15 protein-coding genes, 1 tRNA gene and 1 riboswitch are annotated in these 16,467 nt (G+C 26.6%); of the genes, 13 read left to right on the top strand and 3 right to left on the bottom strand.

The features are described from left to right. Window positions 1–79: 79 nt before the first annotated feature. A complete protein-coding gene (locus tag AS160_RS00615) occupies window positions 80–1,018 on the bottom strand; it encodes a GAF domain-containing protein (RefSeq protein WP_165144040.1) in 939 nt (312 codons plus the stop codon). Between the two features lie 137 nt (window positions 1,019–1,155). On the opposite strand from AS160_RS00615, the gene AS160_RS00610 reads away from it, so the two are divergent. Next, window positions 1,156–1,926: a DUF364 domain-containing protein gene (locus tag AS160_RS00610; RefSeq protein WP_165144039.1), complete on the top strand. Its 771-nt coding sequence runs from the start codon at window positions 1,156–1,158 to the stop codon at window positions 1,924–1,926. Here AS160_RS00610 and AS160_RS00605 read toward each other — a convergent pair. After that, window positions 1,923–2,579 carry an HAD family hydrolase gene (locus tag AS160_RS00605; RefSeq protein ID WP_165144038.1) on the bottom strand — a complete coding sequence of 219 codons (657 nt, stop codon included), beginning with the start codon at window positions 2,577–2,579 and terminating at the stop codon, window positions 1,923–1,925. The genes AS160_RS00610 and AS160_RS00605 overlap by 4 nt on opposite strands. Before the next feature lie 133 nt (window positions 2,580–2,712). On the opposite strand from AS160_RS00605, the gene AS160_RS00600 reads away from it, so the two are divergent. The 12 genes from AS160_RS00600 to AS160_RS00545 all read left to right on the top strand — a co-directional run bounded on the left by AS160_RS00600 (window position 2,713) and on the right by AS160_RS00545 (window position 14,165). Continuing rightward, window positions 2,713–3,921, top strand: a complete 1,209-nt coding sequence (locus tag AS160_RS00600) for a 2,3-bisphosphoglycerate-independent phosphoglycerate mutase (RefSeq protein ID WP_165144037.1) — start codon at window positions 2,713–2,715, stop codon at window positions 3,919–3,921. Window positions 3,922–4,007: 86 nt separating this feature from the next. Further along, window positions 4,008–5,192 carry a ComEC/Rec2 family competence protein gene (locus AS160_RS00595; protein ID WP_165144036.1) on the top strand — a complete coding sequence of 395 codons (1,185 nt, stop codon included), beginning with the start codon at window positions 4,008–4,010 and terminating at the stop codon, window positions 5,190–5,192. Further along, window positions 5,192–5,755, top strand: coding sequence for a thymidine kinase (locus tag AS160_RS00590; RefSeq protein WP_165144035.1), 564 nt, complete (start codon window positions 5,192–5,194; stop codon window positions 5,753–5,755). The genes AS160_RS00595 and AS160_RS00590 overlap by 1 nt, the downstream gene beginning before the upstream one ends. Window positions 5,756–5,854: 99 nt before the next feature. Further along, window positions 5,855–5,945, top strand: a tRNA-Ser gene (locus AS160_RS00585). 143 nt (window positions 5,946–6,088) lie between these two features. Continuing rightward, a riboswitch (Lysine riboswitch) is annotated at window positions 6,089–6,263 on the top strand. Window positions 6,264–6,333: 70 nt separating this feature from the next. Further along, entirely contained in the window at window positions 6,334–7,299 is a 966-nt protein-coding gene (locus AS160_RS00580) for an aspartate-semialdehyde dehydrogenase (RefSeq protein ID WP_165144034.1), read from the top strand. 4 nt (window positions 7,300–7,303) lie between these two features. Continuing rightward, entirely contained in the window at window positions 7,304–8,521 is a 1,218-nt protein-coding gene (locus AS160_RS00575; RefSeq protein WP_165144033.1) for a diaminopimelate decarboxylase, read from the top strand. Next, window positions 8,514–9,389, top strand: a complete 876-nt coding sequence (gene dapA, locus AS160_RS00570) for a 4-hydroxy-tetrahydrodipicolinate synthase (RefSeq protein ID WP_165144032.1) — start codon at window positions 8,514–8,516, stop codon at window positions 9,387–9,389. The genes AS160_RS00575 and dapA overlap by 8 nt, the downstream gene beginning before the upstream one ends. After that, the gene (locus AS160_RS00565) at window positions 9,386–10,048 is read left to right on the top strand and encodes a dihydrodipicolinate reductase C-terminal domain-containing protein (RefSeq protein WP_165144031.1); all 663 of its coding nucleotides are present in this window, start codon (window positions 9,386–9,388) and stop codon (window positions 10,046–10,048) included. The genes dapA and AS160_RS00565 overlap by 4 nt, the downstream gene beginning before the upstream one ends. Window position 10,049: 1 nt before the next feature. Beyond that, a complete protein-coding gene (dapD, locus tag AS160_RS00560) occupies window positions 10,050–10,742 on the top strand; it encodes a 2,3,4,5-tetrahydropyridine-2,6-dicarboxylate N-acetyltransferase (protein WP_165144030.1) in 693 nt (230 codons plus the stop codon). An 8-nt stretch (window positions 10,743–10,750) separates the two neighbouring features. Further along, complete coding sequence (locus AS160_RS00555) at window positions 10,751–11,932, top strand: aspartate kinase (RefSeq protein ID WP_165144029.1); 1,182 nt, start codon at window positions 10,751–10,753, stop codon at window positions 11,930–11,932. Next, the gene (locus tag AS160_RS00550) at window positions 11,929–13,065 is read left to right on the top strand and encodes an aminotransferase class III-fold pyridoxal phosphate-dependent enzyme (RefSeq protein ID WP_165144028.1); all 1,137 of its coding nucleotides are present in this window, start codon (window positions 11,929–11,931) and stop codon (window positions 13,063–13,065) included. Before AS160_RS00555 ends, AS160_RS00550 begins: the two co-directional genes overlap by 4 nt. Continuing rightward, window positions 13,062–14,165, top strand: a complete 1,104-nt coding sequence (locus tag AS160_RS00545) for an amidohydrolase (RefSeq protein ID WP_165144027.1) — start codon at window positions 13,062–13,064, stop codon at window positions 14,163–14,165. The genes AS160_RS00550 and AS160_RS00545 overlap by 4 nt, the downstream gene beginning before the upstream one ends. 402 nt (window positions 14,166–14,567) lie before the next feature. Here the strand turns inward: AS160_RS00545 and mnmG are convergent, their stop codons facing one another. Further along, window positions 14,568–16,439, bottom strand: a complete 1,872-nt coding sequence (gene mnmG / locus AS160_RS00540) for a tRNA uridine-5-carboxymethylaminomethyl(34) synthesis enzyme MnmG (RefSeq protein ID WP_165144140.1) — start codon at window positions 16,437–16,439, stop codon at window positions 14,568–14,570. Window positions 16,440–16,467: the final 28 nt, after the last annotated feature.

The raw sequence follows: 16,467 nt of genomic DNA, 5'->3' as shown, positions 1-16,467 counted from the left end.
TTCATTAAGAAAGATGTCTATTGAATAAGCATTATTTCTCATTTGTGTAAATATATTAAAAAAATAAAAATTAACAAAATTAAAGAAAATTTTTAACAAATAAATTAATAATTTCTTCTAAAAATTGAGAATCTTCTACTGTAAATGGCTCTAATTTATGACTGTCTATATCTAGCTCTCCGAAGACATTTCCGTTATTATCTATAATCGGGACAACAATTTCTGATTTAGTTTTATCACTACATGAGAGATAGTTTGATGCTTTACTTACATCCTGAACAACAAAAGTATTTTTAGTTGCTGCAGCTTGTCCACAAATACCACTACCAAAAGGAATTTTTACATGTTCAGTAGGTTCTCCTAAATATGGTCCTAGATTTAACATATTTTTATCATTTTCATCGGTTAAATAAAAACCTACCCAATTGTAATAATCTACATTGTTATACAATATTTCTACAATTTTTTTCATAACTTTATTAATATCATTATTATCATATATATATTTTTCTATTTGTGATAATAATTTGGCGAATAAAGCTTTCTTCTCATTTACAGGATTATTATTAATAAAATCTAATATAGCATTATCTACAGTTTCTTTAATATCTTTTTTTGTTAAAAAGTGGTAAAAAGAGTCCACTAGTATAACTGTTCCATAATATGTTTCTATATAATAATGTGAATTTAACCCAAGTAATCCCATTATATACACTACATAATCTCCTCTTTCTAATTTGTATGTTTGTGCGTTACGAGATAAATTCATAACAATTTCTTTTTTAATTTCTAAAAAGTTATTTTCCCAATCTTGTTTAAACATATCAAAATCTTTTCTTGAAATTTCATTTAATCTATTTTTAATTTTTTCCTCATTTAAATTTTCTTTCTTTTCATATTCACTTAATATTTTTGGCCTGTTTTGTTTATACTCTTGCCAACCTTCAAACCAAAAAATTTTATCTTTATTTAAAATTTTTAAAAATTCTGGAGTTAAATCTTGTAAAATGCTTCTCATAATATCCCTCCTCTAAAATAATTTATAATCTATTTTACCATTTATATCTTACAATTTTTTTTAAATTGATTTGATAAATAATGTTAAAAATAGTATAATAGAATTGTTTAAAAAATAACAAATTGTGGGGGGGTAAAATGTCTTTAGCAAAAAAAATACATGACAAAGCATTAGAAAACATTACAGATGATATATTTATTGAGGATTTTGTTATAGGTATTGGAGAAACTGCTGTTAAACTAAGTGATGGAAGAACAGGATTTGTAGCTACTAATAAAGAAGATACTTTAGGTAAATGCGAAGAATTCTATAAATGTATGGGGTTAGATGGGAAACCGGAAAGTAAAGCGGAAGTAGGAATGAAAGTAAAAGATTTATTAGAAGTTGGATTATATTCTGGTGATCCATTATTAAGATCAGTAACTTATGCAGCAGTGAATGCAATATTTAACAAAAATCCAGAAAGATTTATAGATGGTGATACTTTAGAATTAATGGATTTTAATAAAAAGGATATAGTAGGTATTGTTGGAGAAATTACTCCTTTTGTAGAAAAGTTAAGACATAAAGTGTGGGATGTATTGATTTTTGACAGACAAAGGAGACACGATCAAATATTACCAGATTGGGCAATTATAGAAATGTTACCAAAATGTACAGCAGTGATAATTACTGGTACATCATTGGTAAATGGAACAATTGACTACATTTTAAATTATGTAAATACTGATAGAGTAGCTATTTCAGGTCCATCTACAATAATGGTTGAAGATGTATATCCTGTAAAAATATTATCCGGTTCATATATTGAAGATTCTGAAAAACTTTTTGATTTAATAAAAAAAGGTGCAGGAACCAGAACATTATTTAAATCTGGCGCTGCACGCAAGGTTAATTTAGTATTTTAATTAACATATTTTTCTAATTCATATAATTTATAAATAGTGTCGATATGTTCAAATTTATTGAATGTTCTTTTAATTAATATTGATTTAATTCCAAAACTATTTCCACCTATAACATCAACAAAATAATTATCGCCTACAAAAATAACTTCTTCTTTTTTTAGGCGCATTTTATTTAAAGTATATTCAAATATTTTTGGATCTGGTTTATATAATTTAGTAGAGAATGAGGTAATTAATATATCATATGGAAATGGTTTTTTTTCTAAAGAAGGTATTACAAAATCGTCATCAGCATTTGATAAAATGGCTATTTTTAGTCCTTTTTCTTTTAAAATATTTAAATAATTAACATCATCATATGGGTTTAATTCTATAAACGTTTTATACATTTCATCAATATACCAATTTGTTGAATGTTCTAATCCTAAAAACTCTTTTAACTCATTAAACATTAAATTATAATATTCTCTTTCTGGTTTAAATGGTTTTAAATGGTAATCCTTAAAATATTTATTATACGTATTTCTTATTTTTAATTCCAATAATTTTGCAGGATATTTAGTTTCTTTTGAAATAAGTTTTGCTATAGGTAAAAATAAATGGTTTGCATTAATTAAAGTGCCATATAGATCAAATATTACACCTTTTATCATTCTCTCACTCCTTTTACATTTTAGTATCTATTATACCATAATCAATTATCTAAAATTTTACTAAATTATTATATTAATAGAATTAAAAGTATGCTATAATAAAAAAGAAATTTTACTTGGGGAGGGAGTAACAATGGTAGATAGACAAGAGTTTTTAAGTAATTTAATAACAAAGACCGGTTCAAAAATAGTTATGTTGGTAATGGATGGTATTGGAGATACAGTTGTAAATGGGAAAACACCATTACAAGCAGCGAAAACACCTAACTTAGATAAAATAGCAACTGAATCTGATTTAGGACAAACAATACCGGTATTACCTGGAATAACTCCTGGATCTGGGCCAGGACATTTGGGGATATTTGGATATGATCCAATAAAATACCAAATCGGAAGAGGGATTTTAGAAGCTTTAGGAATAGATGTTGAAGTAGGAGAAAAAGATGTTGTAGCGAGAGGAAATTTTGCAACAATTGATGGCGATATTGTTGTTGATAGAAGAGCGGGAAGACCAAAAACTGAAGAATCATCAAGAGTTGTAGATAAATTAAAAGAAAATATTAAAGAAATTGATGGTGTAAAAGTTCAATTTTATGCAGGAAAAGAACATAGATTTGTTGTTAAATTAACAGGTGAAGGTTTAGATGATAGAATTGAAGATGCTGATCCACAAAAAGAAGGATTGCCAATTAAATGGGCACATGCTACACATCCGGAAGCAGAAAAAACAGCAGAAATATTCACAAAATTAATGAAACAAATTAAAGAGGTTTTAAAGGATGAACCAAAAATAAACTTCGCATTAATTAGAGGATTTTCAAAATATCCAAATATTCCTCAATTCCCTGAAGTATATAAAATGAGAGCAGCTGCTATAGCAGTATATCCTATGTACAAAGGTTTGGCAAGATTAGTTGGTATGGATATTTTAGATGTTGATGGTGAAACTCCTGCTGATGAATTTGAAACATTAAAGAAACATTGGGATGAATATGATTTCTTCTATGTTCATATTAAAAAAACAGATTCATATGGTGAAGATGGGAATTTTGATGCAAAAGTTCATGTGATTGAAATGGTAGATGAAGCTTTACCTAAATTACTAGAATTAAATCCTGATGTATTAGTAGTTACAGGAGATCATTCTACACCTGTTGCCATGAGCGGTCATAGTTGGCATCCAGTTCCATTTATGATTAAATCTCCATATACAAGAGCTGGGTTATCAAAAGCATTTGATGAATTTGAAGCTGCAAGAGGTTCAATGGGAACTATTCACGCTGTTGATTTAATGGGGTTATTATTAGGAAATGCAAAAAAATTAGATAAATTTGGAGCATAATGCCGTTTTTTGTAAATTTATTTTTTAGCTCAATATTATTAATATTGATAATAAAAGGAATAAATATAACTACAGCCATGATTCTTATGGCTGTAGTCTTTTTTAGTTTTAATTATTCATTTAAAACCCGTTTTTTTATGATTATTATATTATTATTAGTATTTTTAAGAACAATTTCAATTATCAGTATTCCAGAAAATATAGAAGTAGGAATTTTAGGAAAAATAATAGATAAAAATGATAATTTTTATGTTGTCAAAACAGATAAAGTTTATATAAATGAACAATGGGAAAAATTAAATGAGAAAATATATTTTTCATATAATAAATTTTCTACAGATAAATACGAAATTGGCAATAAGATTTATATTGTTGGAATTAAAAACAATGATAATTTCAATATAGAATATATGGCTAATTCAGCAAAAGAATCTATTTACTCATTTAGGGGAGTTATAAAAGATAGATTATATAATAATTTTCCATATGAAAATAAAAATATAATATTTTCTGTAGTTTTTGGAGGACTTAGAGGTAAAGATGCTGAAATATTTAAAAATTCTGGATTACTACATTTATTTGCGGTATCTGGATTTCATGTATATTTAATTTATTCTATATTATATATTTTATATTCTAAAACATTAATTCCAATAAATTTTAGAAGAGTATTAACAATTATTTTTTTGTTAATATATCTATCAGCTACTGGATTTTCTGATTCTGCAGTTAGAGCATCTTTTGTTTTGATATTAATAGAGTTTAATAAAATTTTTGGATTAAATATAGACTCGAAAAATATATTAGGACTTGTAGGTGTAATAAATTTATTGTATAATCCAATTGTTGTTTTTTCAGTAGGATTTTTAATGAGTTATTCTGCTGCACTTTCAATATTGATTTTAATCGAAAAAACAAAAAATTCTTTTTTAATAGCTATTTCTGCTTTTTTAGCCATTCTTCCATGGAGTATAATATTTTTCAATGGATTTTCTGTCTTAGGGGTTTTCCTAAGTATTGCATTTGTTCCAATTATTTACTCATTAATATTTTTTTCATTCATTTATACAATTATACCTTTGCCTGAAATTATAAATATAATTGTAAATAATTATATAGAGATTATAAAGTATATTTTAAAATATATAAATCATTATATAATGTATATAAATTTAGATGGGGATTTAGTTTTTGTATTTTATGTAATATCAGTTATTGTATTATTTTTATTTCATATAATATTTAAATTGAAATATAAGGAGGAATATTAATGTCAGGAAAATTCATTTTAATTGTTGGACCAATGTACTCAGGTAAAACATCTGAATTAATTTCTTTTGTAGAAATTTACACATTAGGTAGGAAAAAGATAAAAGTATTCAAACCAATAATTGATGATAGATATGCATCTAATTATATAGTTTCGCATACAGGAACAAAAATTGAAGCAATTCCTATTAATGAATCTAAAGAAATGTATAATTTTTTAGATTATGATGAAAAAGCAGTTTTTGTAGATGAAGTGCAATTTTTTGACAAAGAATTAAAAAATGTAATTTTGGACTTAATTAAAAAAGGAATAAATGTGTATTGTTCAGGACTTGATTTAACATATAAAAATAATCCTTTTGAAACTACAATATTATTATCTGCATATGCTGATGAAATTATTAAAAAGAAGGCTGTTTGCCATGAATGTGGTGAATATAGCGGTACAATTTCTTATAAAATTGTAGGAAATGGTTCGGAAATTGATGTTGGTGGATTTGATAAATATATAGCAGTATGTAGAGATTGTTATGAAGAATTAAATAATGAAAAGAAAAAATCATAATAAATATAATAAAATATTATACATAAAATATTATATAAAAATTTTTATATTTTTCACTTGACTAAATACAAAAGTTATGATAAAATAAATTGGAAATATGGAGAGGTGGCCGAGCGGTCTAAGGCGCACGCCTGGAGAGCGTGTGACGGGCAAAACCCGTCCGTGGGTTCAAATCCCACCCTCTCCGCCATAAGAGCAGGATATCCTGCTCTTTTTTTATTATTATACAAATATAAAGTGATAAATTAAAAAATATAACTAATAACTTTGTAATGTATTTGTAAATTTTAATTAATATTTGTTTGATAAACTACATCAAAAGTTAATAATTATTGAACAAACGGAGGCGCAACCGAGATGAGTAATCTACCTATCGCTAGGGTAGGCTTGGGGTAGGTGAAAGGCGAGGTTGCCGAAGGATGTAAGATTTACCCATCTTACATACCTGGTTGTATAGGGAATACCTATGCGACTGTCGCATGAAAACATGCGGAGAGCCGTTTGGAATAATGTCTTATGTATATTATTTCAATTGGCTTTCTAGTGAAAGCCAATTTTATTTTTTTAGGAGGGATAAAATGAAAATAGGTATTGTAGGAGCTACTGGAGAAGTAGGAAGAACAATGATAAGAGTTTTAGAAGAAAAAAATCTAGAAATAAATGAATTAAAACTTTTTGCAAGCAAAAAATCTGAAGGAAAAAAAATGAAATTTAAAGATAAATATTATTTTGTTGAAGAATTAACTGAAGAAAAAATGGAAGAAAAATATGATTATATATTGTTTTCTGCTGGAAGTGAAATATCAAAGAAATATGCTCAAATAGCAAATGAAAGTGGAAATGTTGTAATTGATAATTCATCGGCATTTAGAATGGAAAAAAATATTCCTTTAGTAGTTCCAGAAATTAATGGAAAAATTTTAAAAGGATATAAAGGAATTATTGCTAATCCTAATTGTTCAACCATTCAAATGGTATTGGCTTTAAGAGATATTGAAAAAAAATTAGGAATATCAGAAATATTTGTAAGTACTTATCAAGCTGTATCTGGAGCTGGTAACAAAGGAATAAAAGAGTTATTAGATCAACAAAATGGAATAAATAATATATATCATTTTCCAGAAATAATTAATAATAATGTTATACCTGTAATTGGCCAAGTTTTAAAAAATGGGTTTACAGAAGAAGAAATGAAAATGGTAAATGAAACTAGGAAGATATTTAATGATTATAAAATAAAAGTTTATCCAACAGCTGTAAGGGTACCTGTGTTATATGGTCATTCAGAAAGTATAATTTTTAGAACAAAAAAAGAAGCAGATATTAAAAAAATAAGAGAATTATTATCATCTGTAGAGAATGTTGTATATACAGATAATTTGATAACACCTCTTAATGTTGCTGATACAGATATAACATATGTTTCAAGACTTAGGCAAATGGATGAAAAGACTTTTTTGATATGGGTTGTGGCTGATAATGTTAGGGTAGGAGCTGCAACTAATGCTGTAAGAATATTGCTAAAACATTATGAATTAAGGTGATAAGATGAAAAAATTTCCTTTTGAAAAAGAGATTATTAGATTATTAGATAATACACCATTTTATATATATGATGAAAAAGGAATATTAAAATCATTAAAAAAATTACAAAGTGCATTTTTTTGGTGTGATTTTAAAGAGTATTTTGCTGTGAAAGCAACGCCTACTCCATATATTTTAAAAATTTTAGGAAAAAATAATTGTGGAATGGATTGTAGTTCATTAGTTGAATTATATTTATCTGAAATGGTAAATATTATTGGAGAAAATATTTTATTTACTTCAAATAATACACCTTTAAAAGAGTATAAAAAAGCATATGATTTAGGTGCGATAATAAATTTTGATGATATTGGACATATAAATAAATTTGTCAAAAAAATTGGTATTCCAAAAATCGCGTCTATTAGATATATTCCTAAAGAATCATATGGTACTGATATAATAGGAGATCCATTAAATTCTAAATTTGGAATGCCATTTGATAACATAATTGAAGGCTATAAAAAAATGAAAGAGTTAGGTGTAAAAAGGTTTGGATTTCATTCAATGCTTGTATCGAATACATTAGAAGAAGATTTGATAGAAAAAAATACAGAAATTATTTTTAGAACTGTAAAAAGAATATCAGATATATTGAACATAGAATTTGAATTTATTGATATAGGAGGAGGTTTTGGTATTCCATATAAACCGGAAGATAAAGAATTAGATATAGATAAATTGGGAAATGAAATAAGAGAATTATATGAAAAATATTTTATAGAATTTAAACCGAAAATTTTTACAGAAAATGGAAGATATATTACAGGATCACATGGATACTTAATTACTAAAGTTTTGCATATTAAAGAAAGTTATAAGACATATGTAGGAGTAGATGCTAGTATGGCTAATTTAATGAGACCAGGAATGTACAAAGCATATCATCATATAACCGTTTTAGGAAAAGAGGGAAAAAATAAAAAATATGATGTTGTGGGATCATTATGTGAAAATAATGATAAGTTTGCAATAGATAGAGAATTGCCTGAATTAGAAGAAGGGGATATATTGATTATTCATGATGTTGGGGCACATGGACATTCTATGGGATTTAATTATAACGGTAAATTAAGATCTGCAGAATATATATATGATGGAAAAGATATTAAAATGATAAGAAGAGCACAAACATTAGATGATTATTTTTCAACAATACAAGGAGGGGATATTTATGTTTAAAGGGGTTGGTACTGCGATAATTACTCCATTTAAAGAAGATTATAATGTTGACTACGATGCATTAGAGAAGTTTGTAGATTTTCAATTAAAATTTGTAGATGCGTTAATAGTATTGGGAACTACTGGAGAAGCTCCTACTATTAATGAAAAAGATAGAGAAAAAATAGTTTCTACTGTTGTAGAAATAACAAATAATAAAGTACCAGTAATTGTGGGGACTGGTTCTAATAATCCAGAACATGTTTTACAAAATAACAAATTAGCAGAAAAATCTGGTGCAAATGGATTACTTATAGTTAGTCCCTACTATAATAAATCTACACAAAAAGGTTTAGTGGAATATTTTTCATATATAGCTCAAAGAACAGATCTTCCTATAATATTATATAATGTACCTTCTAGAACTGGAGGTAATATATTACCAGATACATCTATTGAAATTTATGAAAAAAATGAAAATGTTGTTGGTATAAAAGAAGCTAGTGGAAACATTTCTCAAATTGCAGAATTAATAGCCAAAAAACCAAAAAATATGAAAATTTATTCAGGAAACGATGATCAAGCTTTGCCATTAATGGCATTAGGCGGTGATGGTGTTATATCAGTTTTTTCAAATGTTTTACCAAAACAAATGAGAGATTTAACCCATGCCATTTTAAATAATGATTATACAAAAGCTCAAGAAATTAATAATAAATATAATACTTTAATGAGAAATCTGTTTATAGAAGTTAATCCTATTCCTATAAAATATGCAGTATCAAAATTAGGTTATTGTAAAAACATTTTAAGATTACCTTTAGTTCCAATAAGTGAGTTAGGGAAAAAGATTATTGATAATTTATTTGAGGAGTTGATGATAATATGAAATATGGAATTATTGGACGAAATGGAAAAATGGGAAATGAAATATATAATCTATTTAATGAAAAAGGTCATTTATTAGTTTTTTCATATGACAGTACTGGTGAGAATTTATTAGAAACTCCTGATATATTAGTAGACTTTTCATTACCAGAAGTATTTGATAAGACAATTGAATATGTTGAAAAATTCAAATGCCCATTAATAATAGGAACTACGGGGTTAAGTGAAAAAAATATAAAAAAATTACATGAATTGGCTCAAAATGTGCCAATTGTACAAAGTTACAATTTTTCTATAGGAATTCAAGTCCTTTTGAAGCTTGTAAAAATTGCAAATGAATTATTAGATGATGTTGATATAGAAATTTCTGAAACTCATCATAGTTTTAAAATGGATAAACCATCTGGTACAGCAAAAATGATAAAGGATGTAATTGGAAAAGATGTAAATATTTCTTCATTGAGATTAGGAAATATTCCAGGAGATCACACTGTTTATTTTGGTAATTTGGGAGAAATAATAAGTATATCTCATAGAGCATTATCAAGAAGAACATTTGCAGAAGGAGTATTAAAATCAGCAAAATTTGCCTTAAAAGCTGTTGCAGGATATTATACTTTTCAAGATGTGTTTGAAATAATAATAAATGAGGTGAAATAATATGGATTCATATGAAATAATTGAATATATTGCAAAATCAAAAAAAACAACTCCTGTAAAGGTATATGTAAAGGGAGAATTAAAATGTTTACCTTTTGAAGAATATTATGGAGATGAATTTTCAGGAATAATATTTTGTGAATTAGAAGAATTTGAAAAGTACTTAAATGAAAACAAAGAAAAAATATATAAATATAGAATAGAAATTGATAGAAAAAATTCAGCAATACCTTTATTAGACTTAAAAAAAATAAATGCAAGAATAGAACCTGGAGCAATAATTAGAAATTTGGTTGAAATTGGGGATAATGCTGTTATTATGATGGGTGCTGTAATAAATATTGGAGCAAAAATAGGAAAGAAAACAATGATAGATATGAATGTTGTAGTTGGTGGTAGAGCACAAATAGGCGACAATTGCCATATTGGAGCAGGGTCTGTTATAGCTGGGGTTATAGAACCGCCAAGTGCAGATCCGGTAATTATTGAAGATAATGTTTTAATTGGTGCAAACGCTGTGGTTTTAGAAGGAATTAGAATAGGAAGAAATTCTGTTGTAGCAGCAGGATCTATTGTTACAAAAAATGTTGAACCAAATACAGTAGTAGCTGGAATACCAGCGAAAGTTATAAAAAAAGTAGATGAAAAAACAAAAGATAAAACAAAACTTTTAGATGAATTAAGAAATTTGTAGGTGATAAAATGAATATTGTTGTTCAAAAATACGGAGGATCATCTGTATCAGATACTAATAAAATAAAATTTGTTGCGAACAAGGTTAAAAATAAGGTTTATGAAGGTTATAAGGTAGTGGTAATTGTTTCTGCAATGGGGGAAACTACAGATAATTTAATTAAATTAGCTAATGAAATATCTAATAAACCACATCCGAGAGAATTAGATATGCTTCTTACTACTGGAGAACAAATTTCTGTGGCATTATTATCAATGGCATTAATAGATTTAAATGTAAAAACTAAATCTTTAAATGCTTTTCAAGCTGGTATTTTTACAACATCAGATTTTACAAAAGCTAGAATACAAAAATTCAAAGTATCTAGAATTATTAATTTATTAAAAGAAAATGATGTTTTAGTAATAACAGGATTTCAAGGTATAACGGAAGAGGGAGATTATACTACTTTAGGTAGAGGTGGCTCAGATACTTCAGCAGTTGCTATAGCAGCTGCTTTGAATTCTGAATGTGAAATATATAGTGATTTTCCTGGAATATATACTTTTGATCCTAGAAAATACCCAGATGCTAAAAAATTAAAGTTTGTCACATATGATGAAATGCTTGAAATGTCAAGTTTAGGGGCAAGGGTTTTACATAGTAGAGCAATAGAGGTCGCAAAAAAATATAATTTAAAGGTTTATTGTGCATCTACTTTTACTGAAGAGGAGGGAACTTATGTGGTCGCAGATAATATTGAAAATCCTGTTGTAACAGGAATGAGTGTTATGGAAAATCAAACTCAAGTAACAATAACAAATATTCCTTTTAATCATGATATAATTTATAATATATTTGATAAGATAGCTCAAAAAGGTTTTAATGTAGATATGATCTCTATAATAAATATTAATGAAAAATTGAATGTTTCATTTACTATAATTGAAGAAGAGATGGAAAACTTTGATAATTATTTAAAAGAAGCTCTTAACGATTTACAAGTAACTTATGAACATGGATATGCTAAGATATCTGTTGTTGGAATTGGTATGAGAACAGAAAAAGGAGTAGCTTCTAGATTTTTTAAGGCTTTAGAAGATATTCCAATTAGAATGGTAACTACATCAGAAATAAAAATTTCTTGTTTATTAGAAAAGAAATATTTAGATATAGCTACAAGAGCTATAATAAAGGAGTTTGAATTATGATTTTAAAAATGTATGACTATTACAATATTAAGATAGATTATGCAAAAGGAATTTATATTTATTCAAAAAATGGTGAAAAATATATTGATACATTTTCAGGTATAGGAGTATTAGCGTTAGGACATTCTAATGAAGAATTAATACTTGCTTTAAAAAATAAAATAGATAAATATATGCATTTATCTAATTATTTTTTAGATGAAGATGCACAATGGGTAGCGAATAAATTAGTTGAATTAACTGGTGAAAGAGGAACAGTATTTTTTACTAATTCAGGAACAGAGTCTACAGAAGCTGCTTTAAAAGCAGTAAAAAAGTTATCAACAAAAAAGAAAAATAAAATCATATTTTTTAAAAATGGTTTTCACGGAAGAACATTAGGCGCATTATCTATTAATGGGTTTGAAAAATTGAAAGCACCATTTAGACCATTAATACCATATTGTAATGAGCTTGATTTCAATGATGTAAAAGGATTTAAAGATTATATGGAATTTCACGGTGATGAAGTTTTAGCAGTGTTTTTAGAAACAATTCTAGGTTCTGGTGGAATAATTCCAATAACTCAGGAATTTGCTGATGTTTTAAATTATTATAAAAAAGAAAAAAAATATATATTAGTTTGTGATGAAATTCAAGCAGGATTAGGTAGAACGGGAAAATTCTTTTCATATGAAAATTTTAATTTAAAACCCGATATGATAACAATAGGTAAAGCAATAGGTGGTGGACTGCCATTAGGTGCGACTATATTTTTAAATGAAACTGCAAATATTTTAAAATCTGGTGATCATGGTTCTACATTTGCTCCTAATCCAATTGCTTTATCTGGTGCAAGATTTTTATTAGAAAAAATTCCTCATATGTTAGACAATATTAGAAAAAAAAGTAATTATTTTTTCAACAAATTAAATAATATCAATTCATATAAAATTTCTGACATAAGAGGAATTGGATTAATGATTGGGATTGAATTAGCTGATTCTTATTTTGATTTAAGAAAAAAAGCATTTGAAAAAAAATTATTATTAAATGTAATTTCCAACAATTCTATTATTAGATTATTACCAGCTTTGAATATTCAATATAGTGAAATAGATGATATAATATCTATCTTGGAGGAGTTATTATGAAATCACCAATTGAATTAAGACATATTTTACATCAAAATCCTGAAATAGGATTTAATGAATTTGAAACTACTAAAATTTTAGAAGAACAAATAATTAAATTATCTAAATATTATAATGTGAATATAGAAATATTAAAACCATTAGATACTGGATTAACTATAAAATATGATCCTATTAATATAGAAGAGTATGTATTATTTAGAGCAGATATAGATGCATTACCTATTCAAGAAAAAAATGATATAGATTATAAATCGAAAAATTATAATATGCATGCATGTGGTCATGATGTTCATATGTCAATATTATATGGGTTTATGAAATACGTATTTGAAAATAAAATTCGAAAAAATATATTATTTTTATTTCAACCAGCTGAAGAAGGTGGTGGAGGAGCAAAAAAAATATTAGATACAGGTATTTTTGAACAGTTTAATATTACAAGAGCACATGCATTGCATGTTACTGATGAATATGATAAAGGTATAATTGCTACTTCAAAAGGAGTTTTATTTGCATCAGCAATAGAAATAGATATAGAGTTTTTTGGAAAAAATGCGCATATAGCATTTCCGCAAGATGGAAAAAATGCATTAAATGCTATGAGAATATTTTTAGATTCTATAGATAAAATACCACAAAATCCAGTAAAACCATTGATATTTGGTATAGGAAAAACAATTTCGGGTGAAGTAAGAAATGTTATACCTTCATATGCGAAAATAGAAGGCAGTATTAGATCTTTAAATTTAGAATATTCTATGGAATATATTGAGATTTTAAAAAATATTCTTGAATCTATTAAGAAAATGACAGGTGTTGATTACAAAATAACTTTAGGATCAATGTATAAGGAAGTAATTAATGATGAAAAAACATATAATTATTTTATTGAAAAATTAAAAAACGATTATATTATAATAGATTGTGGTTATAAAATGACTGGAGAGGATTTTGGATTTATAGCAGAAAAATATCCATCAGTTATGTTTTGGTTAGGTACAAAAGTTGATAAAAAAGTTGGGCTACATTCTCCAAATTTTTTACCAGATGATGATGTTATTGATATAGGAATAAATATTTTTAGTAAAATATTATAAAAAGGGCGGTTGCCCTTTTTTATTTTAATCATTAAAGATTTTATAATAATCATATTTTTCTCTATATAGAAATAATATCTCACCTATATATTTATAAAAAATTTTAAAATAAATAAAAATAATATGCATGAGAATTCCCATGCATATTAATAAAATCTAAAAACAATAGGATTAATATTTCTATATTTGAATCTGCATTCTCATTATTAGATATCTTATTATAACTATTTTCTGTTGATAAATATAAGAGGCTAATATTAATAAATTATCTAACTTAATAACAGTAATGAATTTTGGATTTTTAATATATAAACTATTGTCATCAAATGTTTCATCATAATATATAAAAGTTTTTTTAATTAATAATATCTTTTAATTTTATAAACACCACTACATATCTGTTTACTTACTTTTTAAATACATTGTTAAATTCATTATATCTGCTGGAGTAATACCTGGAATTCTCATGGCTTGGCCCACAGATTTTGGTTTTACTTTGCTTAATTTCTCAACAGCTTCATAAGCTAAATTAGGTATATTAGAATAATCTATATTTTCAGGAATTCTTTCTTTTTCAAGATTTTTCATTCTTTCAACGTCATCTTTCATCCTTTTTATATATCCACCATATTTTATTGCTATTTCAACTTGTTCTAACAATTCGCTATCTTTAATTGGGTCAGGGTCAAATTCAATTAAATCACTATATAAAATTTGTGGTCTTTTTAATATTTCATATAAACTCATCCCGCTTTTTATAGGAGAACTTCCTTTTTCTACAATTATATCATTTATTTGATTATTGGGCTTCACTTTAATATTTTTTAATCTTTCAATTTGATCGTCAATATTTTTTTCTAACTTAATAACTTTTTCATAGAATTCTTTAGAAATCAATCCATACTTATAACCATATTTTGCTAATCTTAAATGAGCATTATCATGTCTTAATAATAATCTAAACTCTGCTCTTGAAGTTAATAATCTATAGGGTTCATTTGTACCTTTAATTATCAAATCATCTATCAAAACTCCTATATATGATTCTGATCTTGAAGGAATAAATGGATCTTCGCCTCTAATTTTTAACGCAGCATTTATTCCTGCAATTAGACCTTGTCCTGCAGCTTCTTCATATCCGCTAGTTCCATTTATTTGTCCCGCAAAAAATAATCCTTCAATAATTTTTGATTCTAATGAATGCTGTAATTGATCTGGATATGCAAAGTCATATTCTACAGCATATGCGGGTCTAATTATGATAGCGTTTTCAAGTCCTGGAACACTTCTAACCATTTGAATTTGAGCTTCGTATGGCAAGCTTGTACTTAAACCATTAATATAATATTCTTTTGTTTTTCTACCTTCAGGTTCAACAAATAATTGATGCGATTCTTTATTAAATTTTACAACTTTATCTTCAATTGATGGACAATATCTTGGTCCAACACTTTCTATCAATTTCACATCACCATATAATGGTGAAAACATTAAATATTTTTTAATTATATTATGAGTTTCTTCTGTTGTTCTTGTCAACCAACATGGATAGTCTTTTTCTAAAATTTTAGGTTCAGAAAAATAAGAAAATGTCAAAGGTTCATCAGCTGTATCTTGTCTTTCCATTTTAGAAAAATCAATACTATCTTTCAATATCCTAGCAGGAGTCCCGGTTTTAAACCTTCCTAATTTAATCCCATTTTCAATTAATGATTTACTTAAACCATTAGCAGGGAAATCCCCCATTCTTCCTGATTCAAAAACACTTCTACCTACAAATATTTTTCCACGTAAAAAAGTTCCTGTTGTTAGAACAACTGCTTTTGCTTCATATTTTACCCCTAATTCAGTAACAACACCCATTATTTTTCCTTTATCTGTAATTAATTCTTTAACTAAACCATATCTCAATAATAAATTTGGGGTTGAATGTAAAATTTCTTTCATATTTTGAGAATATTCATATTTATCAATTTGAGCTCTCAAAGCTCTAACTGCTGGACCTTTTTTAGTATTTAACATTCTAATGTTAATCATACTTTTATCTGTAACTTTAGCTTGCAATCCACCTAAAGCGTCTATTTCCCTTGTAACTATACCTTTAGCTGGTCCTCCTACAGCTGGATTGCAAGGGGCCCAACCCACATTATCTAGATTAATTGTCAACAATAATGTTTTCATTCCCATTTTTGCTGATGCATACGCTGCCTCTATTCCGGCATGACCGGCTCCAACTACAATGACATCATATTTCAAGTCATCTTCAAAATTTATCACAAATTTCCCTCCATGTGTTTTTTGT

The organism is Marinitoga sp. 38H-ov, from assembly GCF_011057715.1.
Classification (GTDB): domain Bacteria; phylum Thermotogota; class Thermotogae; order Petrotogales; family Petrotogaceae; genus Marinitoga.
Note: the sequence above shows the minus strand (reverse complement) of the source record. Positions and strands in the feature narration are given on the sequence as shown.